The organism is Nostoc sp. C96 (assembly GCF_059384975.1).
Window position 1 is genome coordinate 1,005,817 of record NZ_CM182020.1, and the last position, 24,413, is coordinate 1,030,229.

The 24,413-nt window shown below is 42.4% G+C and carries 17 protein-coding genes; 12 read left to right on the top strand and 5 right to left on the bottom strand.

Annotated features, from left to right (window positions below; translation table 11 throughout):
• Nucleotides 1-52 precede the first annotated feature (52 nt).
• Together AC504W_RS04375 and AC504W_RS04380 are read left to right on the top strand one after the other, a co-directional pair.
• Nucleotides 53-769, top strand: a complete 717-nt coding sequence (locus tag AC504W_RS04375; RefSeq protein WP_494879555.1) for an RNA ligase family protein — start codon at nucleotides 53-55, stop codon at nucleotides 767-769.
• Between the two features lie 106 nt (nucleotides 770-875).
• Nucleotides 876-2,018, top strand: coding sequence for a hypothetical protein (locus tag AC504W_RS04380; protein ID WP_494876443.1), 1,143 nt, complete (start codon nucleotides 876-878; stop codon nucleotides 2,016-2,018).
• 24 nt (nucleotides 2,019-2,042) lie between these two features.
• Here AC504W_RS04380 and AC504W_RS04385 read toward each other — a convergent pair whose 3' ends face one another.
• Nucleotides 2,043-2,891, bottom strand: coding sequence for a lysophospholipid acyltransferase family protein (locus AC504W_RS04385; protein WP_494876445.1), 849 nt, complete (start codon nucleotides 2,889-2,891; stop codon nucleotides 2,043-2,045).
• Between the two features lie 253 nt (nucleotides 2,892-3,144).
• On the opposite strand from AC504W_RS04385, the gene AC504W_RS04390 reads away from it, so the two are divergent.
• Entirely contained in the window at nucleotides 3,145-4,257 is a 1,113-nt protein-coding gene (locus tag AC504W_RS04390; RefSeq protein WP_494876446.1) for a D-alanine--D-alanine ligase family protein, read from the top strand.
• Nucleotides 4,258-4,443: 186 nt separating this feature from the next.
• The gene (locus tag AC504W_RS04395) at nucleotides 4,444-5,067 is read left to right on the top strand and encodes a hypothetical protein (RefSeq protein ID WP_494876447.1); all 624 of its coding nucleotides are present in this window, start codon (nucleotides 4,444-4,446) and stop codon (nucleotides 5,065-5,067) included.
• Between the two features lie 711 nt (nucleotides 5,068-5,778).
• Here AC504W_RS04395 and nagA read toward each other — a convergent pair.
• A complete protein-coding gene (gene nagA / locus AC504W_RS04400) occupies nucleotides 5,779-6,960 on the bottom strand; it encodes an N-acetylglucosamine-6-phosphate deacetylase (protein ID WP_494878558.1) in 1,182 nt (393 codons plus the stop codon).
• A gap of 256 nt (nucleotides 6,961-7,216) precedes the next feature.
• On the opposite strand from nagA, the gene purE reads away from it, so the two are divergent.
• From purE to AC504W_RS04430, 6 genes are all read left to right on the top strand, one after another.
• Entirely contained in the window at nucleotides 7,217-7,735 is a 519-nt protein-coding gene (gene purE / locus AC504W_RS04405; RefSeq protein WP_494876448.1) for a 5-(carboxyamino)imidazole ribonucleotide mutase, read from the top strand.
• Nucleotides 7,736-8,730: 995 nt separating this feature from the next.
• Entirely contained in the window at nucleotides 8,731-10,332 is a 1,602-nt protein-coding gene (locus tag AC504W_RS04410) for an ammonium transporter (RefSeq protein ID WP_494878559.1), read from the top strand.
• A gap of 172 nt (nucleotides 10,333-10,504) precedes the next feature.
• Nucleotides 10,505-10,828, top strand: a complete 324-nt coding sequence (locus AC504W_RS04415) for a YnfA family protein (protein ID WP_494878560.1) — start codon at nucleotides 10,505-10,507, stop codon at nucleotides 10,826-10,828.
• 351 nt (nucleotides 10,829-11,179) lie between these two features.
• The gene (locus AC504W_RS04420) at nucleotides 11,180-12,535 is read left to right on the top strand and encodes an ammonium transporter (protein WP_494878561.1); all 1,356 of its coding nucleotides are present in this window, start codon (nucleotides 11,180-11,182) and stop codon (nucleotides 12,533-12,535) included.
• A gap of 101 nt (nucleotides 12,536-12,636) precedes the next feature.
• A complete protein-coding gene (locus tag AC504W_RS04425) occupies nucleotides 12,637-13,449 on the top strand; it encodes an SGNH/GDSL hydrolase family protein (RefSeq protein WP_096583572.1) in 813 nt (270 codons plus the stop codon).
• Between the two features lie 102 nt (nucleotides 13,450-13,551).
• On the top strand, nucleotides 13,552-14,745 hold the full coding sequence (locus AC504W_RS04430; RefSeq protein WP_494876450.1) for a 4-hydroxy-3-methylbut-2-enyl diphosphate reductase: 1,194 nt from the start codon (nucleotides 13,552-13,554) through the stop codon (nucleotides 14,743-14,745).
• A 198-nt stretch (nucleotides 14,746-14,943) separates the two neighbouring features.
• On the opposite strand, the gene psaB is transcribed toward AC504W_RS04430, so the two are convergent.
• Nucleotides 14,944-17,169: a photosystem I core protein PsaB gene (gene psaB / locus AC504W_RS04435; protein WP_096583568.1), complete on the bottom strand. Its 2,226-nt coding sequence runs from the start codon at nucleotides 17,167-17,169 to the stop codon at nucleotides 14,944-14,946.
• Nucleotides 17,170-17,284: 115 nt separating this feature from the next.
• The gene (gene psaA, locus AC504W_RS04440) at nucleotides 17,285-19,543 is read right to left on the bottom strand and encodes a photosystem I core protein PsaA (RefSeq protein WP_494876451.1); all 2,259 of its coding nucleotides are present in this window, start codon (nucleotides 19,541-19,543) and stop codon (nucleotides 17,285-17,287) included.
• Nucleotides 19,544-20,058: 515 nt separating this feature from the next.
• Here psaA and AC504W_RS04445 point away from each other — a divergent pair.
• A complete protein-coding gene (locus tag AC504W_RS04445; RefSeq protein WP_494876453.1) occupies nucleotides 20,059-21,594 on the top strand; it encodes a hypothetical protein in 1,536 nt (511 codons plus the stop codon).
• A 73-nt stretch (nucleotides 21,595-21,667) separates the two neighbouring features.
• Here AC504W_RS04445 and AC504W_RS04450 read toward each other — a convergent pair whose 3' ends face one another.
• Nucleotides 21,668-22,570 carry a glutaminase gene (locus AC504W_RS04450; RefSeq protein WP_494876455.1) on the bottom strand — a complete coding sequence of 301 codons (903 nt, stop codon included), beginning with the start codon at nucleotides 22,568-22,570 and terminating at the stop codon, nucleotides 21,668-21,670.
• 158 nt (nucleotides 22,571-22,728) lie between these two features.
• Between AC504W_RS04450 and AC504W_RS04455 the strand changes: the two genes are divergently transcribed.
• On the top strand, nucleotides 22,729-24,258 hold the full coding sequence (locus tag AC504W_RS04455; protein ID WP_494876457.1) for a thioredoxin-like domain-containing protein: 1,530 nt from the start codon (nucleotides 22,729-22,731) through the stop codon (nucleotides 24,256-24,258).
• Nucleotides 24,259-24,413: the final 155 nt, after the last annotated feature.

The window sequence follows — 24,413 nt, forward strand, 5'->3', positions numbered from 1 at the left end:
TATGAGTGATAATTTTTCATTACGGAGTTGTGACCTAGACAAACTCAACTCTATGACTAAATATCCCAGCATTCCGACTTATCACTCACTTGGAGACAAAGGCGCATTGTTGGAAGAAACCGTCATTTTTGATGGTGAAGTAATTTTGACGGAAAAAGTCGATGGCACAAACTCGCGGATAATTTTGCTACCTGATGGGAACTTTGTTTTAGGCAGTCGAGAAGAGCTTTTATTTGCCAAAGGGGACTTGATTGGTAATCCTGCACTGGGAATTGTCAACTCACTCAAAGATGTTGCTGATTCTTTACCGCCATCTCAGGATTGTATCATTGTGGTTTATCTGGAATTGTACGGTGGTAAGATTACCTCTGCGAGTAAACAATATACTGCCGAACAAAGAGTTGGCTGGCGACTATTTGATATTGCTGTTCTCACAGAGATTGATACATTATTTGCCAAGTCTACCAAGCAACTATCTGCGTGGCGAGATAATGGGGGTCAACTGTTTTTGGATGAACAACAACTGAGTAAAACAGCTAAAGATTACAGACTTGAACTCACACCGAGACTAGCGAAAGTTACAGCTTTACCAACTAGTATCAAAGAAGCCCACGAGTTTCTGCTAGGAATTTTACCGCAAACCAATGTAGCCTTAGATGTAGGTGCAAAGGGTCGAGCCGAGGGTATTGTAGCAAGAACTATTTCGCGGAGTGCGATCGCTAAATTACGTTTTGAAGATTACGAACGTTATACTAAACGCCGCAATTAGGAAAAAACTTAGACGAGTCAAAAATGAACCAGTAGAGTTCAACTAGAAAAAGCTATCTTTTTATACTAAAATTCTGCTTGGATACGCCTAAAATTTTTAATCAAAAATGACAATTATCAAATCATTGCAAAAACGTAATCTTTATCGTTTTGATCCTATTGCATATTTATTACTAGAAAAATTTCAGCTTTCTCCCTTGGTGTTTGGGCTATTAGGTATTTTGATTGGTAGTAGCATTTATTTAATTACTGCGTGGATCAGCAATACCTTGTGGTTGCCAAAAGGGCAAATAGGACTACTACAAGATATATTTCCTTGGATATGGATATTGTTAATTAACCCAGTTGTGCTGGGCTATTATTTATGGAGTTTTCAGGCTATAGATGTTGTAATTCAGGAATTAGAAGAATCTGATGTTTTAGAGATTGAGGAATCAGAAATTCAAGCAATCAATAAAATTGCCTTCAATGCTTATAAACCTAAGTGGCGTATGTTTTTAGCTCTTAGTAGTGCCATTATTTTTAGTCTTTTTGTTTTTGGCACACGCTTCAAATTACAAAATAGTTGGACAAGCTCACATCCTTTACCAATTTTAATTGTTACTATCTCTACCTTATGTTTGGTTTACTTAGGTAGTATTTTAGTGATTAATCTGATCATGAATATTTGGATACTACACAGCATTTTAAAAAGAGCATTAGCGAGAAAACAATTTAATGTTAATCCTCTACATCCTGACCGTTGTGGGGGACTTCGTTCTCTAAGTGATTATGCAATTCAAACTGCATATTTAGCTGCCGTTTTAGGTCTGATGGTTGGCTTTATTGAGTACCAATTCATCACACGAGGCACGGCACAAAATTACTGGTATGTTCACTTAATTATTCCTATAGATATTTTATTATCTATTGTATGTTTCTTTGGGCCTTTAGTAGCTGCTCATAGAGGTATGAAAAAAGCAAAAGAAGAACTTTTACACGAAATTGCGCGGCAGTTTCAAGCTGATTATGCCCAGATTCATTCCAGTTTGACTAATGATGCCGAAACTCTCAAACAGGGTACAGAAAAAATTAAGAACTTACGAGCTTTTTACTCTTTAACTGATAAATTCCCAGTTTGGCCTTTTGATATTCAAACTTTTCGTCAGTTCTTGCTAACTGTTTCTGCACCACTGCTACCTCTTGTAATTGGTGTAGTTCAGAAATTGATCCCAATACTACTCAAGAAATGGGGCATTAATTTTAGTTAGAAATTTATTTATGGGACAGTAAATTTAAGAATTATGGTTGAGCAAAACTAGCTGGTCTAATTGATACTGCATTTTACTCACAACCAATTCGTAGCATTCATCAACATAACTGCGATCGCTTGCGGCTTCCCTACCATAACGTTCAAATAGAATCGGTGGACAAACCTGCGTATGGATAGATACAGGGAAGGGAATATTGGGCAGTGGGCCAATGGCTAATCCCCAAGGCCAGCCTAAATAAATCGGAAATACCACCGGATCAATATCTAACAGCCAAGGCATTCCCCATTCATGAAATTGGTTGAGAATTTTGTAGATATCTGCCAAGACAATCAAAGTATCGTGCGCCCCCGCAGAAATTACTGGTACAATCGGCACGTTTTCCCGCAGTGCCAGTTTAATAAATCCTTGTCTGCCAGCAAAATAGATTTTATTTCTTAAATAATGGGGTCGAAACACATCTTCTGCTCCACCAGGATAAACCAGCACACTCGCACCAGAACGCAAAGCAGAGTATGCCATCTTCGGATGAGCGATGATAGCTCCCATTTTGGCAGCCAGTTGTGCCAGGGGTGGTGCAACTTCCCAAACTCTTGGGTGCATTAAACCATATATTGGTTGCTCCACACCAAAACGTTGAAACCAGTCGTACATCATCATCAACATATCGGGGGCTGCGAGTCCGCCATTATGAGAACCAACAAACAGGACTTTTTGCTGAGGTGAGAGATGATGCCAACCGCTAGTTTGCACCCGAAAATAGTGACGATATAATAAGCCCAAGAGAGGCATCATGGATTTGATGAACTTTGGATCTCGCTCATCCAAAGACCAACCGAGTTTTTTTTCCAAGGTATGTTGCTTTTGTAACATTCAAAAATATTAACAGTATTTATAAAAGTCTGACCGAGCCTTTTAAATGGGCAATAGGTAGTAGGAAATTTACTCACTATTCCCTGTTCCCTTTAAAGAGGATTTTTTTGTGCTGATAAAACAAACATACCTAAATATGCGACAATTTTGGCTTGTTTTTAAATTGCAGAATATTTTGTAAGGGCAAGGAAAATATAGCAACTCCAGCAGGTTGTGATACGCTATCTGCGATAGGAGTGTAGAGGTACCGAAAATGACTAAGCTAAGGGTGGGATTGCTATTTGGCGGACGTTCTGGAGAACATGAAGTGTCGATTAGTTCGGCAAGAGCGATCGCTAAAGCTTTAAGTGCAGAGCAAAATGCTAATAAGTACGAAATCCTGCCTTTCTACATTCAAAAAGATGGACGTTGGTTAGCTGGGGATGCACCACAACAAGTATTAGGTTCTGGTAAACCTTTGCTAGAGTCCGAAAATGCTACCAACCCACAGCCAAGTCAACTCACCAATTCCCAAACCAAAACTCTGGAACGTTGGCAATCTCCTTCCCAAGTTGCAGAAGTGGATGTGTGGTTTCCCATTCTCCACGGCCCCAACGGGGAAGATGGCACAATTCAAGGTTTGCTGACGTTAATGCAAGTCCCGTTTGTGGGTTCTGGGGTCTTAGGTTCGGCACTAGGAATGGATAAAATTGCTATGAAAATGGCATTTGAGCAAGCCGGATTACCCCAAGTTAAATATAAAGCGTTAACAAGAGCGCAAGTTTGGTCAAATCCCTGCGTATTCCCCAAACTATGCGATGAGATAGAAGCGACATTGGGCTATCCCTGTTTTGTCAAACCTGCTAACTTGGGTTCATCAGTAGGGATTGCCAAAGTGCGATCGCGTTCAGAATTAGAAACTGCACTCGACCAAGCCGCCAGCTACGACCGCCGCATCATTGTTGAGGCGGGAGTGGTCGCTAGAGAAGTAGAATGTGCCGTATTAGGTAACGACCAACCCCAAGCCTCAGTTGTTGGTGAAATTACCTTTGACAGTGATTTTTACGACTATGAAACTAAATATACCGAAGGTAGAGCCGGGTTACTAATTCCCTCACCGCTTCCAGACCAGATCAGCCGTCAAATTCAAGATATGGCATTACAAGCCTTTGCAGCTGTTGATGCAGCAGGATTAGCCAGAGTAGATTTTTTCTATGTAGAAGCGACTGGAGAAATATTAATTAACGAAATCAATACCTTACCTGGCTTTACTGCTACTAGTATGTATCCTCAACTTTGGTCTCATAGCGGTGTTGCTTTTCCTGACTTGGTAGATAAATTAATACAACTAGCGTTAGAAAGACATTCTGGAAAAAGCGCTGAGTGAGCCAATTGTGAATACTAGTTGGGAGATAAATTTATTAGAAGTAAGAATTTTTAAAGAAAAGATGAGATTTAGTCGCTAATAAGTTAGACAGGAGCAGCTTTATGCCAAAATCTGGCTATAGATACTTGATAACTTACTTCTTAAGTATAATCATGTCTCTGAACGGGTATAAATCTCAAATTGATCATGGAAAATAGTAAAAATGTCAACCATGAGCCAACCCAACTGATAAAACCCAATCTCAAATCGACAAAGACTAAATTGGGTTCAAACGGTCGCTCAAACATTTTGATTGCTCTATTGGCACAGCATCCTCTGGTGTTGTTAAGTGGAGTTTTTACAATGGTTATGGGTACAGCTACTGTGGCCTTTTACAGCCTCAGTCACGTTGACAGTGTAAAACAGGCAGATACAGAGTTAATGCCAGTGATCATAGAAGCACCAATTACAACTGAACGTAGCAATCCCACACCTTTATGGATGGTAATGGCGATCGCACTCAGTTGTGGTAGTGGTTGCTATGTAATTTTTCGCTTGCTTAACCCCACCCAGGCTCAGAATATTCCAAAACGTGCCTTCAATCGTCAAAAAGCGTTAAAATCACTCCCACAACCAATATGGGAGCCACAAACATCCCAGAATCTGCCAGTGTTTGTACCTTTACAACCACTTTCAGTAAAAAGCAAAACTTTGGTTGAAGTTCTACCACCAGCACACCAATATCGCCTAGATAAAGGCAAAGAATCACTAGCCGACTTGATGGATATTCGCAAAGAAAACTCTTTGCCAGCACTTTTACAAAAGTATTAATGTTGCCATAATACAAAAGCTTTTGAAATAAAACATTTGATGATAGGGGGATAGCAATGCTGTCCCCCTATCATATTGAGCCGATTTAATTTCTTATACCATTTCACTAAATAAATGATACGAATAATTTCTCCTCTGCCCCTCTGCCCACGCCAGTCGCGACAAGTCGGGAAACCCGCCGACACTGCGTTGCGGAGGTTCCCTCCGCAACGCAGTGTCTCCCCAACGCGCTGGCTCCCCTGCGGTCTATTTGTATCAAACTTAAAGTGAAACGGGATTAACTATAATCATGATAGGTTTTTAAACCTTTTCCCTGCTGTGGTTAAAAACCTGCCAAAATGGCAACACAACGCAAATTAACTGAGTTAAATTTATCAAAGATAAACGACTTCAAGGGTTTTGTTATCAGGGGCTACCGAGCAAATCAATTACCAATTAATTGTTGATTCTCATAGATTTTAATATCAAATTATAGATAATTAATTAATTGGAGAAAAATTCATTAATTATTCAGGCTTTACATTTGCTACAACCGGGATTCAATATGTATAAATATTGCTATTTTCGTACAACTTAGCCCCCTAAATAAAAGGGCAATGTTTGTACATATTCCTGGACTCTACAGTAGCAAATGTTGAGTGGGAGAATTAGGCGCTTGATATGCCTACTCCCACTCTTTTTTTATACCAATAGAAGTTAGGAGTCAGTCTCCTATCCTCTGTTATATAATCGCTGCCAAGTTAGTTCTTGGATTGTCTCATGCCAATGCCAACGTAGTAAACTAGCTTGTTGACCGGGAGAAATTACAGGTAAATTGATGGCTTTTCTGGGTGCATCTGTAGCTAAAGCGATCGCTCTTTCGACATCACAAATTCCCCACTTCACTAAATTCTGCACTCCCACAAATAATGGCAAAGTTGTCCCTGTTAATGTGCCATCTAGTAGCCGGGCTGTACCACGTTTAACCTCGATATGTCGGCTGTCCCAAGGATATACGCCATCGGGTAAACCCAAGGGTGCTAAGGCATCGCTCACTAAGAATAGTTCTTGAGTTGCCCGCAAGAGAATTTTGAGCATTGTTGGCGCAACATGTTGTCCGTCGGCAATAAAGCCACACATCACATTGGGATTGGTAATTGCTGCTCCTAATAATCCCGGTTCGCGGTGGTGTAACGGTGGCATAGCATTGAAGGCATGAGTCACCATTGTTGCACCCAAATTAAAGGCTTCTTGGGATTGGTCAGCCGTTGCCTGAGAATGTCCTAAACTGACAGTGATACCTAAAGAATGCAAATATGCTATGACCTCGCCGCTAGGGTCTAACTCTGGCGCTAGGGTAATAATTTTGACAGTCGAGGCATAATTGCCCAACACCCTTTTAACTTCTTCAATTGTCAAAGGTAAGAGATATTCCGCTGGGTGTGCGCCACGCTTCCCGTAATTCAAAAATGGCCCTTCTAGATGTACACCGAGAATTTCTGCGCCAACTGTTGAACTAGAAGCAAAATCAGCAATGATAGCCAGCGATCGCTGAAAATTTTCTACTGAAGTTGTTACTAATGTCGGGACATAAGCATCAACCCCAACATCCCACAAATATTGGGAAATTTTTGGCAGCATATAGGCATTTTCGGCTGTTAATTCGGGAAATGCCAAACCTAAAGCCCCGTTAATCTGTAAATCAACACCACCTAACGAAATCCAGTCACCAGCTACATCCCATATTTGTACATCGGGGTGAGGAACTCGTTTGCATACCGTATTCATTGGCAAGATTTGCTCAATCACACCTTCGTGGTTAACTAAGAGCATTTGTAAATCTTGATAACCAGGTACACGCGCATTGATAATATCTACATTTGAAGCGATGGGTTTGTGTGTTGCTTGGGTCATCACCTTGGACTGAAAGTAGCTAAGTCTAACGGAACTTACGCCCAAAGAATGTTGTTGGAGAACGGGTTTGGGGGTGTCTGGGTTTAGGGGTGTCTGGGTTTTGAACACCTACACTCTTACACCCTCATACTCTTACACCCTTCTCTCAAACTTGAATTTTTCGTTTTCTTGCGTAAGTCTTATCTAAGTCTGACACGATTGTAAATCTCGCAATCAGCCTTTAAGCCAAAATCTCAAATCTAAAATCCAAAATTCTATGTCTCCCCTTGTCGGTATTATCATGGGCAGCGATTCTGATTTGCCCACTATGAAAGATGCGATCGCTATTTGTGCAGAGTTTGGTGTAGAAACAGAAGTAGCGATCGTTTCTGCCCATCGTACCCCAGAAAGGATGGTGCAATATGCCCAAACAGCACATCAACGTGGCATTAAAGTAATTATCGCTGGTGCTGGTGGTGCGGCTCATCTCCCAGGTATGGTAGCCTCCCTCACACCTTTACCTGTAATTGGTGTACCTGTTGCCACCCGGAATTTACAAGGTGTTGATTCTTTATATTCTATTGTCCAAATGCCAGCAGGTATCCCAGTCGCAACAGTAGCCATTGGTAATGCGAAGAATGCTGGTTTGTTAGCTGTGCAAATTCTCGCTACTCATCAACCAGATTTACTCGCAAAAGTGCAGAAATACCGCCAATCTCTATCGGAATTGGTGATGACAAAGCAAGCAAAGTTAGAGCAGCTAGGTTATGAACAATATTTAAAAGAGGAACTTTAACCACAGATAAAGGGTGTGGGAGGGTGGAGTAAGCTGGTGTGCATTCAAGTTGCAAATTCTCTGGTTGAGACTGTCATTAGTCACTTGTACTGAGCGAAGCCGAAGTATTTGTCCCTTCTTGTCAATACAAATGACCAAGGACGACCTTTACGCGTGATTCTGTAATTTAGACGTGTTTTAGCTTGTAAGAGTTGGATAGACTTTTGCCACCCTTGTATTTAATACCAATTCGTAATTCGTAATTCGTAATTAAGAAAGTCATATCTGGCATGGTTTTCGGGGTTTGAATGTGTTGCCTCACTTTAGAGAATTGGTAAAAGTAATGATTGTGACTAAAAAAATTAAGTAACAGTTGATTAATTTTTTTTATAAAAATTTAATATTATTTTTGCATCTTATTTACCAATGAGTATAAATCCATTCTCTGTAATGGATGTAGTTTTTTGCTCTCCTTAATTTTAGAGTAGTAAAAAAACAGTTATCAAAAAACAGTATCTAAAGATACAGAATTACCTTTTTGATAAATAGAGAATCAGTCAAATTTATTTGTGAATTCACCAATATTTACAACAGGAAGTATTTAAATAATTCCTGTCAGGTAATTTTTTGTAAGTTCACAGTAGCAAACTTGCAGTAGTCTGAATTAATTGTGCAAATGATGTGTCGCTGTCTGCTTAATTTTTTACCCGCATTGTATTGACAATTGCCAGCAGTTAAGCACACCAAGTCAGATAATTCCAAGATTAAAGATTAAGTGAAGGAGACTTGACTGTTTCGGGTAATACATAATAATTTCTTAAGGATAACAGCAAAAAATATTTACAAGAGTTTAGTCAATTGTCTAAACTCCTACTTGGGCTATTTAGTTTTCTGGCGTGGAAATAAGTGGTTTTAAAGATCAATATCAAAAGCCACTGGATTTAACTGACAACGTTAGTTTTTTTGCTCTAGATGTTTTTCCTTTGAGGATGGTTTGGAGGATGATGTTCAAACTCATGCAGAGACAGAAGTCAAAAACAAAAATTAGGCGATCATCTGCGAGAAATTACACAAAAAGCACACAACTTAACTCAAGATTTAAGCGATTCACCTTAGCAATTAAGCGGCTTTCTCCCAGTTGGCAAGCTTGCTTACCGTTGGCTTGTCTAATTGTGTTGGGTTGGGGTTATGTAGCCGTTGCTCAAACTCCCGCAGCCGCAGGCCCGACAACAGCAGAACTTAAAGTTGCTATTGATACATTATGGGTAGCGATCGCTGCCTTTTTAGTGTTTTTCATGAACGCCGGTTTTTGTATGTTAGAAACCGGGTTTTGCCGTCAAAAGAACGCCGTTAACGTTCTTGCCAAAAACTTGATTGTATTTGCCCTATCGACCGTAGCATTTTGGGCGATCGGTTTTGGTTTGATGTTCGGCGATGGCAATGACTTCATCGGACTCAGTGGCTTATTTCTATCGGGAGCAGATAACAGCCCTGCAACTGGTGACGCTTATCAAGGAGTGTTTAGCGCCCTCAGTTGGACAGGTGTTCCTTTAGCAGCCAAATTCTTGTTTCAGCTAGTGTTTGCCGGAACCGCAGCCACAATTGTGTCGGGTGCAGTTGCTGAACGGATTAAGTTTGTTGACTTCTTAATTTTCAGCCTATTACTTGTAGGTATTGCCTACCCCATCACCGGACACTGGATTTGGGGTGCTGGTTGGTTGGCAGACATGGGTTTTTGGGATTTTGCTGGTTCTACAGTAGTTCACTCAGTTGGTGGCTGGGCTGCGTTGATGGGAGCCGCATTTCTTGGGCCACGCATTGGCAAATATCAAGATAAACAAGCGGTGGCTCTCCCTGGTCACAACATGAGTATTGCCACGTTGGGTTGCTTAATTTTGTGGTTGGGGTGGTTTGGTTTCAACCCCGGTTCCGTAATGGCTGCTGACCCAAATGCAATTACTCACATTGCTTTAACTACCAATATGGCAGGTGCTGTTGGTGGAATTGCGGCTACAGCTACAGCTTGGTTTTACTTGGGTAAACCAGACTTATCCATGATTATTAACGGTATTTTGGCTGGCTTGGTGGGCATTACAGCATCTTGTGCTTACGTCAACATTCCTAGTTCCATAGTTATTGGCTTGATTGCGGGCATTTTAGTTGTTTTTGCTGTGCCATTTTTTGACAAAATCGGCATTGATGACCCAGTAGGTGCTACCTCGGTTCACTTAGTTTGTGGTATTTGGGGTACTTTAGCAGTTGGTCTATTTTCTGTTGGCCCTGGTGGCTATCCTTGGCTGGTTGACTTAGCAGGTAAACCAGTCGGCCCACATGGTTTATTCTTCGGTGGCGGTTTTGGTACATTAATTCCCCAAATCGTCGGTATTCTGGCAGTTGGAGGGATAACTGTTCTTCTCAGCACCATCATCTGGTTAGCACTAAAAGCAACTTTGGGAATTCGAGTCACCAGAGAAGAAGAACTAGAAGGCTTAGATATTGGCGAACACGGTATGGAAGCTTACAGCGGATTCCTCAAAGAAGCTAGTCCTGGTGGATTTTCTGAAGGGTCAAGTTCTAGTGGAATTTCATCAGGTGGTGATATACCAAGTACTCTATAAGCTGGTAAATCTCTAGTTTTATTTTTGATCAGCATCCGCCCTTACAACTTTTTTCTTGAATGTAGAGGGCGTTTTTTTATTAAATATTGAGTCAACTACGGTTTAAAGTGATTTTCGAGAGATTTTGACATTTAATGACTTTTATTTGGAAAGAAAAATTTTAAATTTATATCTGATCAAGTCCCTAATTTATTTTGTGTGGACTGGTTTATTTGAACTGGGTGGCTGTTATCTCATTTGGTTGTGGATAAGGCAAGGCCAGTCATTTTGGTTAGGGGTTTTGGGTGGAATTACTTTAGCTCTTTATGGTGTAATTTCTACTTTTCAACCTGCGAATTTTGGTAGAGTGTACGCTGCTTATGGTGGCGTTTTTATCGCAATGGCAATGCTTTGGGGTTGGCAAGTAGATAAAGTCAAGCCTGATAATTATGATTTGATTGGTACTTTCTTAGCATTGCTTAGTGTCCTAATCATCATGTTTACACCGCGAAATTAAGTGCAATTTTGCTTGTAATTTGTCTGTTGATGCGGTTTTAGAAGTGCTAACTCGAATACAAAAGTTTTTTATGACCAAACAGAATTATGAGACTTGAACAAAAATGTAAAAATTACACTTATACACATTAATTAATGTCTTAGCAACTATCACAAGGATTATATTTTTGTTAATCTTTTGAAAATTAATCTGGTTGAGTATCTTTCAAGACAAAAATGAGTTGCAAAAAAGAATGCAATGTATTTTAGTATACAAAAAATCTGGACTTCTGAGAGAAGGGGACAAAAACAAGTGTTGAAGAAAGTTTTCACGATCGCGGCTATTGCCCTATTTCTTTTAGGATGGCCGTTTATGGGCAATGCTTTTGCCCAAACATCAGCAGCACCACCCACAGCTGATACAGGAGATACAGCATTTATGCTGGTATCATCAGCACTAGTTTTGTTGATGACACCAGGATTAGCGTTCTTTTACGGTGGATTTGTGCGATCGCGCAATATCCTCAACACTTTGATGATGAGCTTTGTGTTGATGGCAATTGTTGGTGTTACCTGGGTTTTGTGGGGCTATAGTCTAGCGTTTGCACCAGGAAACCCCATTATCGGGGGTTTACAATGGCTGGGTTTAAACGGTGTCGGGCTAGAAACAACTAATTATCTCCAAGGTTCTGAGCCGAACGAGGTAGTTTCTTATGCTGCGACAATTCCCCATCAGGCATACATGATTTATCAAGCCATGTTTGCTATTATCACCCCAGCATTGATTTCCGGTGCGATCGCCGAACGGATGAGTTTCCGTGCCTACAGTTTGTTTGTTTTACTGTGGTCAACCTTTATTTATAGCCCTTTAGCTCACATGGTCTGGTCAAAAGGTGGATTTCTCGGCTTATACGGGGGTTTAGGCGCTCTCGACTTTGCTGGTGGGACAGTCGTGCATATTAGTTCTGGGGTTTCGGCGTTAGTCGCAGCCATAGTCCTCGGCCCTCGCAAAACTCACCCCGACCGCCTCAGCCCACCACACAACGTGCCTTTTATTTTGTTAGGTGCTGGCTTATTGTGGTTTGGTTGGTTTGGCTTTAACGCTGGTAGTGCTTTATCTGTTACTAGTGGCACTTCTGGTGATGTAACCACTAACATAGCGACTACCGCCTTTGTGGCTACCAATACTGCGGCGGCGGCGGCGGCTTTGATGTGGCTGATTTTAGAAGCAACACTACGAGGTAAACCCACTGCTGTAGGCGCGGCTACAGGGGCGGTTGCTGGTCTAGTAGGAATTACCCCAGCCGCAGGTTTTGTAACTCCAATAGCCGCAATTTTAATTGGTTTTATTACCTCCTTTGTCTGCTTCTATGCAGTGAGTTTCAAACACAAACTCCAAATCGACGATGCCTTAGATACCTATCCTGTGCATGGTGTGGGTGGTACAGTTGGGGCAATCTTAACTGCTGTATTTGCTACTACCCAGGTTAACGGCGGTGGTAAAGATGGAGTACTGCGTGGTAACTTTGGCGAACTCGGAGTAGAACTAGTAGCAATTTTGGTTGCGTATGCGATCGCCGCAGGTGGTACTTTTATTATTCTGAAAGTTATCGATGCTACCGTTGGTCTACGGGTCAAAGAAGAAGCCGAAATTCAAGGTTTGGATATCAACGAACACGGCGAAGAAGGTTACAACTCCGAATTTGGTGGCGATCGGCCTGTTAATTAAAGTACTGAGTACTCACAAATCATCCACTCAAAACTTTTTTAGTGACTTTTGCGAACTAGCGGATAAAATTTGAGTCAAATTATCAGCAAATTTCGCTAGTCGTGACCACTTCTGCAAAAACCTTCCCCATTTGGGCATTGTTATCGTTGGCAACCAACGGCATACTTATGTTGGCGGTCATTCTGCTAATTTTGCAACGGCAGAAATTGACCGCTGTTTTTGGTAGTTTGCCTCCACAACAGACAGTTAACGCATCCCAAACTGTTACACCCGATTTAGGCCGCCATTATCAACTCAATTACGAACAGTGGTTAGATGTTCTCAAACAAGAAGCTAAAGCCGCTACCGAGAAAAATCCTGAGCATTTAAGTATCCTGGCTGGAGATTCTATCAGTCTGTGGTTTCCGACAGAATTATTGCCAGAAAATAGATATTGGCTCAACCAAGCAATTTCTGGCGAAAATAGCACTGGACTCTTAAAAAGATTAGAGATATTTGATAGCACTAAACCAGAGATCATTTTTGTGATGATTGGCATTAATGACCTCATTCGTGGAGACAGCGATGAGGTGATTTTAGAAAATCAGCGACAAATTATCAAATACCTCCGCAAAGCTCATCCTACAGCACAAATCGTTGTCCAATCGATTTTGCCACATGGTGCAGAAGAAGCGACCTGGGAAGGACGAGATAAATTGCTGTTGCTTCCCAACAGCCGAATTCGCCAATTAAATCAGCAATTACAACGCATAGCTGCTAGACGCGGCGCAAAATATCTAGATTTATATTCCTTATTTACTAATCAACAAGGCAATCTTCGTCCTGAACTTTCGACTGATGGTTTACACCTGAGTCCCGCCGGTTATCTGGTTTGGCGTACAGCATTGCAGATTTATACTCAATCAGGAACTTAACAAGTACAAAAAAACATCTTTTGCCTTTTTACTTTTTACATTTAACTTAAATTGTGTCTCCACAAGCGAAAATCAGAAAGAGGAGACATTATAGAATTAAACATGGATACAAAAGCTTTTAAACGTACACTCCAACATTCAGAAAATTACAATCGCAAAGGGTTTGGTCATCAAGCAGAAGTCACAACCCAGTTGCAATCTGAGTATCAAAGCAGTTTGATTCAAGAAATCCGCGATCGCAATTACACTCTGCAACGTGGTGATGTTACCATCCGCCTAGCTCAAGCTTTTGGGTTTTGCTGGGGTGTAGAACGTGCTGTCGCTATGGCTTATGAAACGCGTCAGCATTTCCCCACAGAACAGATTTGGATTACTAACGAAATTATCCACAATCCTTCGGTAAATCAGCGAATGCAGGAAATGGAAGTCAAATTTATTCCTGTAGAAACAGGTAAAAAAGACTTTTCTATTGTGGAAACCAATGATGTGGTTATCTTGCCTGCATTTGGAGCGAGTGTTCAAGAAATGCAGATATTACACGATAAAGGCTGCAAAATCGTCGATACCACTTGTCCTTGGGTTTCTAAAGTTTGGAATACCGTTGAAAAGCACAAAAAAATCGATTATACCTCCATTATTCACGGTAAATATAAACATGAAGAAACCGTTGCTACTAGTTCCTTTGCAGGCAAATATTTAATTGTCTTGAATTTAAAAGAAGCACAATACGTTGCTGACTACATTCTGAACGGTAGAAATCGAGAAGAATTTTTACAAAAATTTGCTAAAGCTTGTTCCGCCGGGTTTGACCCAGACCGAGACTTAGAACGGGTGGGTATTGCTAACCAAACCACTATGCTAAAAGGTGAAACCGAGCAGATTGGTAAGCTGTTTGAACGGACGATGATGCACAAGTATGGCCCTGCTGAGTTGAATCAGCATTTTCAAAGCTTTAATACTATCTGTGATGCTACCCAAGAACGGCAAGATGCCATGTTGGAATTAGTACAGTATGATTTAGATTTAATGGTGGTGATTGGTGGATTTAACTCATCGAATACTACCCAATTACAACAAATTGCTTTTGAAAAGGGTATTCCTTCTTATCATATTGATGCTGTAGAACGGATTAAATCAGCTAAAGCTATCGAACATCGCCAGCTAAATGGAGAATTAGCGATCGCTGAAAATTGGCTACCCCCAGGTAAAATCGTTGTTGGTGTCACCTCTGGTGCATCTACACCCGATAAAGTTGTGGAAGACATCATTGAACAGATCTTTACCCTCAAAGCTTAGAATTTTCAGACTTACATAGCAGGGGATAGGTGACAGGGTTAAAAGCTTTGTGATGTCTAAGTTTTATTATTTGTCGATGTCCTAACCAACTTGGCTACCGCTATACCAATTGGAAAAGTTCTGAAAAGTTGAGCAAAAAAAATCCCCCACCTTACGGCGGGGGATTTTTTCAGTTACCTAACAAAACTAGTAGCCAGATCAACCGAACTTACCAGCAGTGGAGGCGATGAGGAAGGCGGCGTAGGTGAGGACATAGCCAACTGTGAAGTGAGCTAGACCAACCAAACGAGCTTGAACAATGGAGAGTGCAACAGGCTTGTCTTTCCAGCGAACTAGGTTAGCTAGAGGAGTACGCTCGTGCGCCCAAACCAAGGTTTCGATCAACTCTTGCCAGTATCCTCTCCAAGAGATGAGGAACATGAAGCCAGTTGCCCAAACTAGGTGTCCGAAGAGGAACATCCAAGCCCAAACAGACAGGTTGTTCATACCGTAGGGGTTGTAACCGTTGATCAACTGTGCAGAGTTAGCCCACAGGTAATCACGGAACCAGCCCATCAGGTAGGTAGAGTTTTCGTTGAACTGAGCAACGTTACCTTGCCAAATACCCAGGTGTTTCCAGTGCCAGTAGAAGGTTAACCAACCTACTGTGTTTAATGCCCAGAACAGAGCTAAGTAGAAGGAGTCCCAAGCGGAGATGTCGCAAGTACCGCCACGACCAGGGCCATCGCAAGGGAATGCGTAGCCGAAGTCTTTTTTGTCTGGCATTAATTTAGAACCACGAGCATCCAAAGCACCTTTGACTAGGATGAGGGTGGTTGTGTGCAGACCTAGTGCGATCGCATGGTGTACCAAGAAATCGCCAGGGCCAATTGTTAAGAACAAGGAATTGGTGCCAGAGTTAATGGCATCTAACCAACCGGGCAACCAAACGTTTGCATAGTTGGGATAAGCTGTGTAAGCAACACTGTCAGGGTTAGACAACAAGGTGTCTAAGCCGTAAAGCACTTTACCGTGAGCAGCTTGAATGAATTGAGCAAATACTGGCTCGATCAGGATTTGCTTTTCAGGAGTACCGAAAGCAACTACTACGTCGTTATGAACGTACAAACCGAGGGTATGGAAGCCCAAGAACAGCGATACCCAGCTGAGGTGAGAGATAATCGCTTCTTTGTGCTGTAATACGCGCTCCAGCACGTTGCCTTTGTTTTGTTCAGGGTCGTAGTCACGTACCCAGAAAATTGCACCGTGGGCAAACGCACCAACCATCAGGAAAATTGCAATGTACTGGTGGTGGGTGTAAAGCGCTGCTTGGGTGGTGTAGTCCTTAGCGATGAACGCGTAAGCAGGCAAGGAGTACATGTGTTGCGCTACCAAGGAGGTAACAACACCTAAACAAGCTAGGTGCCAACCTAATTGGAAGTGCAGGGAATTGTTGTAGGTGTCATAAATGCCTTGGTGAGGCATGTTGAATGGCCCTTCAACTTTTTTGCCAAAGAAAGTTTTGGCATTCATCATTTCTTTGATACTGTGACCAATACCAAAGTTGGTACGGTACATGTGACCAGCAACGATGAACAATACGGCGATCGCCAAGTGGTGGTGAGCCATGTCGGTCAACCACAGAGATTCTGTCTGAGGATGGAAACCACCTAAGAAGGTCAGAATCGCTGTACCAGCACCAGTGGATGTACTAAATACATGACCAGCTGTATCTGGGTTTTGAGCGTAAACGCTCCAGTTACCTGTAAAGAATGGCTGCAAACCTGCTGGGTGGGGGGCAGTGCTTAAGAAGTTGTCCCAACCTACGTGCTGTCCGCGAGATTCGGGGATAGCAACGTGAATCAAGTGACCAGCCCAAGCTAGAGAGCTAACGCCGAACAAACCAGCAAGGTGGTGGTTTAGGCGAGATTCAGCACTCTTGAACCAAGCGAGGCTGGGGCGGAACTTGGGTTGCAAGTGCAACCAACCAGCAAATAAGAACAGGGCAGCGAATAGTAACAGACCAAGTGAACCAACATATAGTTCTTGGTTTGTCCGCATACCGATGGTGTACCACCAGTGGTAGACACCAGAGTAAGCAATGTTTACAGGATTACTAGCACCAGCTTGGGTAAAAGCTTCAATTGCGGGTTTACCGAAGTGGGGATCCCAAATCGCATGGGCAATTGGGCGGACGTGTAGAGGATCTTTAATCCACTGTTCAAAGTTACCTTGCCAGGCTACATGGAACAGGAGGCTAGAAGCCCAGAGGAAAATGATTGCCAGATGTCCGAAGTGGGTAGCGAAAATCTTTTGGTAAAGATTTTCCTCGGTCATGCCATCATGGCTTTCAAAATCATTGCCCATCGCGATCGCATACCAAATGCGACGCGTAGTTGGGTCCTGTGCGAGATCCTGGCTAAATTTTGGAAATTTTGTTGCCATAGCTTTGATATTTCCTCTGACCCTTAGCCATCAGGCATCAGCTTTTGGAGTTCTGAGTTTTGAGCTTTGAGCAATTACCCATCACTCAGTACTCAGCACTCCTTATAACTGATTGCTATCCTACTGAAAGAATGTGTGCGTGGAAGAATGCCCAGGTGGTAGCGATTCCTCCTAAGAGGTAGTGAGCTACACCAACAGCACGGCCTTGAGTGATGCTCAGAGCGCGGGGTTGGATTGCAGGTGCTACCTTCAGTTTATTATGAGCCCAAACAATGGACTCAATTAGTTCTTGCCAGTAGCCACGACCACTGAACAGGAACATTAAGCTGAATGCCCAAACAAAGTGAGCGCCTAGGAACATTAATCCGTAAGCAGACAAAGCACTACCGTAGGAGTTGATTACTTGTGAAGCTTGCGCCCACAAGAAGTCTCGCAACCAGCCGTTGATAGTGATGGCACTTTGGGCAAAGTTACCACCAGTAATATGAGACACATTACCAGCTGCGTCTACAGTTCCCCAAACATCAGATTGCATTTTCCAACTGAAGTGGAAAATCACAATAGATAGGGAGTTATACATCCAGAACAATCCGAGGAACACATGATCCCAGCCGGAAACTTGGCAAGTACCACCACGGCCTGGGCCGTCGCAGGGGAAGCGGAAACCTAAGTTGGCTTTATCGGGGATCAAGCGAGAGCTGCGAGCGAACAGTACGCCCTTCAGCAGAATCAGAACAGTTACGTGGATGGTAAAAGCATGGATGTGGTGAATCAAGAAGTCAGCTGTACCCAAAGCGATGGGCATCATAGCGACTTTACCACCTACAGCCAAGATACCGCCGCCAAACGCATAGCTAACAGGCTCTAAGGCGTTGGGAGCTGTGCCACCAGGAGCCAAGGTGTGCAAGTTTTGCACCCATTGAGCAAATACTGGCTGCAACTGAATTGCGCTGTCAGAGAACATGTCTTGGGGACGGCCCAAGGCACGCATTGTGTCGTTGTGGATGTACAGACCAAAGCTGTGGAAGCCGAGGAAAATACAAACCCAGTTCAGGTGAGAAATAATTGCATCCCGGTGACGAATTACTCGATCCAGAACGTTGTTTTGGTTCACAACTGGATCGTAATCCCGCACCATGAAGATGGCTGCGTGAGCCGCACCACCCACAATCAAGAATCCACCGATCCAAATGTGGTGAGTGAAGATACACAACTGAGTTGCATAGTCAGTTGCCAAATATGGATAGGGAGGCATCGCGTACATGTGATGCGCGATGATGATTGTCAGCGAACCCAAGAAAGCAAGGTTAGTTGCCAATTGAGCGTGCCAAGAGGTGGTCATGTTCTCATAAAGACCCTTGTGACCTTCCCCGGTGAAGGGGCCTTTGTGGTTTTCGAGGATCTCTTTGATGCTGTGACCAATGCCCCAGTTTGTGCGGTATTGATGACCAGCAATGATGAAGAGTACAGCGATCGCTAAGTGGTGATGAGAAATATCAGTCAGCCACAGACCACCGGTGACAGGGTTTAAACCGCCCTTGAAGGTCAAGAAGTCAGCATACTGACCCCAGTTCAAGGTGAAGAAAGGTGTTAAACCAGCCGCAAAGCCGGGGAATAGGTCTATCAACAAACTCTTGTTGAGAATGAACTCATGAGGTAAGGGGATATCTTTAACAGCTACCCCTGCATCCAAAAGCTTATTGATTGGTGCGGAGACGTGAATTAAGTGTCCAGCCCATCCCAAGGAACCGCAGCCTAGTAGAACTTGCAGGTGGTGGTTCAACATCGACTCCACATTCTGGAACCATTCCAGTTTGGGAGCGCGTTTGTGGTAGTGGAACCAGCCAGCAAATAAGAACAAGCCTGCTAATACCAAGCCGCCAATCGCTGTGCAGTAAAGCTGGAAGGAGTTAGTGATACCCCAGCCACGCCATACTTGGAACAAGCCAGAGGTGATCTGAATACCGTGGAATCCTCCACCGACATCACCATTTAAAATGTCTTGTCCAACAATGGGCCAAACGACTTGAGCACTGGGTCTCACGTTCAACGGATCACTTAACCAGGCTTCGTAGTTAGAAAACTTCGCGCCGTGGAATATCATCCCGCTTAACCAGATGGTCACAACGGCCAGGTGTCCGAAGTGAGCCGCAAATATCTTGCGGGAAATGTCTTCTAAATCGCTTGTATGAGTATCAAAATCGTGGGCGAGAGCGTGGAGGTTCCAAATCCAGGTGGTGGTTTTGGGGCCTCTAGCTAGAGTTCTGTCGAAGTGTCCTGGCAATGCCCATTTTTCAAATGAGGTTGGTACCGGGTCTTTATCAACTATCACTCTGGCTTTCTTTTCCTCTCGCTCCGGAGGACTAATCGTCATTCGACCTCCTCTGGTGATAAGGAATGAGGAATCATGAAACCACAATGTGATCTTTAGTCGCCTTCTCCAGATAGTGGCTGGAGGAGCGATGAAGACGCTATGTGGAAGTTTGTTTCTGTTGAATTATAAAGTCTTTACTTGTACATTGTTGGAGAGATTTTAACAATAATTCAAAATCGCCAAATTAATTGTCTGATCTAGCTTTTATCTTTAAACTCCTGAGCAAAAAGTCAATACTTTCTTCATTTAATTTACAAAGAATAACAATTCGTTAAATTTATGATTCATGGATATAATATGTACCAACTCAGTATTCTAGACTCCAGCTATATACATTTTTGGTACGAGAGTAAGACCTCTGTAAGCGAAAATTGTCAAAAAGATTACTGCTGTCCTAGCATTTAAAAAAATACATAGTACCTGAGCAAAACTTTACCTTTTAGGCTATGGTGTCCGATGGGCAGGTTAGGACAAAATGATTTTGCAGTTTTGCAGACTATAACTGGGTTTAAGGCATGAATTTGTGGTGTGCGAAGACTTTAAAACAGATCCTCCCCAGGAGTCTGACTATTATTAAGTGGCTAATCATACTAGTATTTGTCTTGAATTTAAACAGTTGTGCAGAGAAAGCTGTTAGTCAAGACGTATCTATTAGCCCTACAGAAAAATCTCAACCGACTTCGCAGCAATTTACTGAAGTTGCACCACCAGAGGTGATTCAAGAACTGCGTTCAACCTTAGAAGTGTATCGCCCCCAGGTGACTATAGTCACACCTCAACTTGAGGAAATCATCCCAGATACGAAAGTTAAAGTTCAGTTTCAGGTAAAAGATTTACCTGTATTTAAAGACCCAAAGTTGCAATTAGGCCCTCATCTCCACGTAATTTTGGATAATCAGCCTTACATCCCTGTGTACGATTTAAGCCAGCCCTTGGTTTTGTCGGATTTATCTCCAGGTACACATACTGTACGTGTGTTTGCTGCTCGTCCTTGGGGTGAAAGCTTTAAAAATGAAGGTGCTTATGCTCAGACTACATTTCACATTTTTACTAAAACGGATGATAACAGTCCTGATTCTAGCTTGCCCTTGCTAACTTACAGCACTCCGCAAGGTAGTTATGGCGCTGAACCAATTTTGCTGGACTTTTATTTAACTAACGCCCCACTGCGTTTAGGATCTACAGATAATCCCAATGACCTGTTCAGTGATTGGCGCATCCGTTGCACAATTAATGGTGAAAGCTTTGTTTTCGATCGCTGGCAAGCAGTTTACCTCAAAGGCTTCCAACCTGGAAATAATTGGGTGAAGCTGGAATTTTTAGATAACCAAGGTAACACTGTCAAAAATGCCTTTAACACTAGTGTGAGATTGGTTAACTACCAACCAAAGGGTAAAGACACACTTTCTCGAATTATTAGAGATGAACTTAAGGCTGATGAAGTACGCAGCATTGTAGATCAAAGTTACATTCCTCAGCCATTAGTTCCCACACCGACACCAGAACCAGAAATAATTCCACAACGTGAAATTCCAGAGGTAGTTCACCCTCAACCGACTGAGTTACCACAGCCAGAAGTAACACCTACACCTCAAGTGACTGAGTCGCCAGCACCGGAGGTAATACCCACAACTCAAGCTACTGAGTCGCCAGTACCAGCACCGGAGGTAATACCTACACCTCAAGCTACTGAGTCGCCAGTACCAGCACCAGAAGTAATACCCACACCTCAAGCTACTGAGTCGCCAGCACTGGAGGTAATACCCACACCTCAAGCTACTGAGTCTCCAACACCAGCACCGGAGGTAATACCTACACCTCAAGCTACTGAGTCGCCAGTACCAGCACCAGAAGTAATACCTACACCTCAAGTGACTGATTCGCCAACACCGGAGGTAATACCCACAACTCAAGCTACTGAGTCGCCAACACCAGCACCGGAGGTAATACCTACACCTCAAGTTACAGAAGTTCCTGAAAAACCAGAAACTGAGCCTTTAAAATCTAGGTTAGGTAAATATTTTCAGCGTCGTCCTCTTCCAACACCTTAAGAAGAGGAATGAGAGATGGGAGTTTTAAACGCAAAGGGGCGCTGAAGTAAACGCAAAGTTACGCGGAGTTCTTTTAGAAGATGCTCAATTCTAATTTTTGGGCTAAAGCTTCCATAAAAGCGATCGCCGCTACGGAATTTCCGACTGTATCTAAGGCGGGACTGTAGCAAGCGATCGCTCCGGTGTTTGGTACTATGGCTAACATGGCACCACTAATGCCTGATTTCATCGGTAAACCAATTCTGAGAGCGAACTTAGCCGAGTCTTGGTAAAGTCCACACATCAATATCACGGCGTTAACTATGCGGTGATGCTGTAAATTATTACCACAAGCTAAGGCTTTTCCTAATAAGGCTAAATCTTCTACTCTGCCTGAAATACAGCATATTTGCTCGTAAGTATCAAGAGCTATTTCCGGATTTTCCAGACGATTTTGTGCTGCGAGATAATTGGTGAGTGCTTGGTTAATTGGTGAACGTGAAGCACGTACTGAAGCCAGCATGACTTCATCTAAATACACTTGGGAACCTGTTAACTGATTTAACCATTGACAAAGATGTGAAGTGCGATCGCTTGCTGTCTTTCCTGGTAATTTATCAGCTAAAGTAATTGCACCACTATTAATCATGGGATTACGGGGATGGCCGTTATCAGCAATCAATTGATCTAAAGAATTAAAAGCAGCATCCGACGGTTCAACCCCAACCCATTGTAAAACGGTGTCCGTTCCCATATTTTCTAGCAGATACAGAAAGGAAAATGCTTTGATGACACTCATCAAGGGAAACACACAATCTGTATCGCCTGAACTATAAGTTTGTTCTGAGACACAGCAGATGTGAACCGCAAACCAGTTAGGATGAGCCACAGATAATTTTGGGATGCGATCGCACACTTTACCCAGTACAGTCTGAATCTTAACTTGTTGCACCCAAGCAGCCAAATCAGTGGTAGTAAGTTTATCCAGTTTGATCAAAAGTGATACAGCCTCAAGATTATTCTCAGTAATGTATAGCAGTAAACAGTCAACAGGCTTAAAACTTTCTTTTTGTCTAGCTTACGCAGGTATCTCACACGTCATTATTAATTTATTAATTAAGTTATCTCCCCTACACCCATTTCAAAGGATATCTCATGACTCCCCGCGTCAGAGCGCCAGAATTTCCCCAAAATTACACTTGGCTGAATACTGACAAACCTTTGTCCTTAAAACAACTTAGGGGTAGAGTTGTCATCTTAGACTTTTGGACATACTGCTGTATTAATTGCCTGCACATCCTACCAGACTTGAAATATCTCGAACATAAATATAAAGACAGCATTACAGTGATTGGTGTTCACTCCGCCAAGTTTGACAACGAACAAGAAACAGAAAATATCCGCCAAGCTATTTTGCGCTATGACATTGAACATCCAGTTTTAGTAGATCAAAATTTTCGTGTATGGCAAGAATATACTGTGCGTGCTTGGCCGACATTCATGATTATCGATCCAGAAGGTTATGTAGTTGGCTATGTTTCTGGCGAAGGTAAGCGTGAGGTTTTAGACGAGTTAATTGCAAAAGTAATTGAAGAACACCAGCAAAAAAGCACTATCAACTTTCAACAAATCAACCATATTTTAGAAAAGCAGCAACAACCAATAATTTCACCCTTAGCTTTTCCTGGTAAAGTCTTAGCCAAGCCAATAGGTTTATTCATCGCTGACTCTGGACATCACCGCTTAGTTATAAGTAACTTTGATGGCGAAGTTCTCCACATTATTGGTACAGGACAACCTGGCTTAACTGACGGTAGTTTTAGCGAAGCACAGTTTTCTGCACCACAGGGAATGGTATTTGATAGTGAAAATCAAATCCTATTTGTTACTGATACCGAAAATCATGCTTTGCGGCGAATTGATTTGCATCGCCAAATAGTCGAGACAATTGCAGGAACTGGAGAACAAAGCCGTAACATTCATCCTCATAGTGGTGTTGGTTTAGAAACTGCACTCAATTCTCCTTGGGATTTAGTCAAAATTGGGAATACCTTATTTATTGCAATGGCGGGTTCTCATCAAATTTGGCAAATGAACTTAGCCACCAACATTATCAAAACCTATGCTGGTACAGGTGCAGAAGGTTGTGTTGATGGTTTACTAATAGAATCGGCTTTTGCTCAACCTAGTGGTATGACTACAGATGGACAACAACTGTATATTGCTGATAGTGAAATTAGTACAATTCGCAGTGTAGAAATTGTCGAACCATACCAAGTTACAACTATTTGCGGTAGTCAACAATTATTCGGTTTTGGTGATGTGGATGGACAAAGTATAGATGTAAGATTACAACACTGTATGGCGGTAGAATATGCGGAAAATTTTTTGTGGGTAGCAGATACATACAACCACAAAATTAAATTAGTTAGTCCCAGCACAGGTAATTGTCAAACCATTTTGGGCGATGGTTTAGCTGGTTTACAAAATGGTCAAGGTAAAAATAGCCGCTTTTTTGAACCGTCTGGATTGAGTGTTATGGGTTCATATCTATATATTAGTGATACCAATAATCATGCTATTCGCTGTGTTGATTTAAATAACTTTGCAGTGACAACAATGCAGTTTTCTGGTTTATGTGCGCCAGATATATGTATTCCTCAGAATCAAGAAAATCTGCTATAGCAGTCTTAAATCATTTGTGAAATTCTCTTTCTTTTCCTTCCTCTCATTCTTTGTGTCCTACCCTGCGGGAAGCCCTGACGCTCGAAGACTCGCTATCGCGTCTATGCGTCCTTTGCGGTTCGTTAAAAAGAATATTTTTTCACAACTCAGATAGG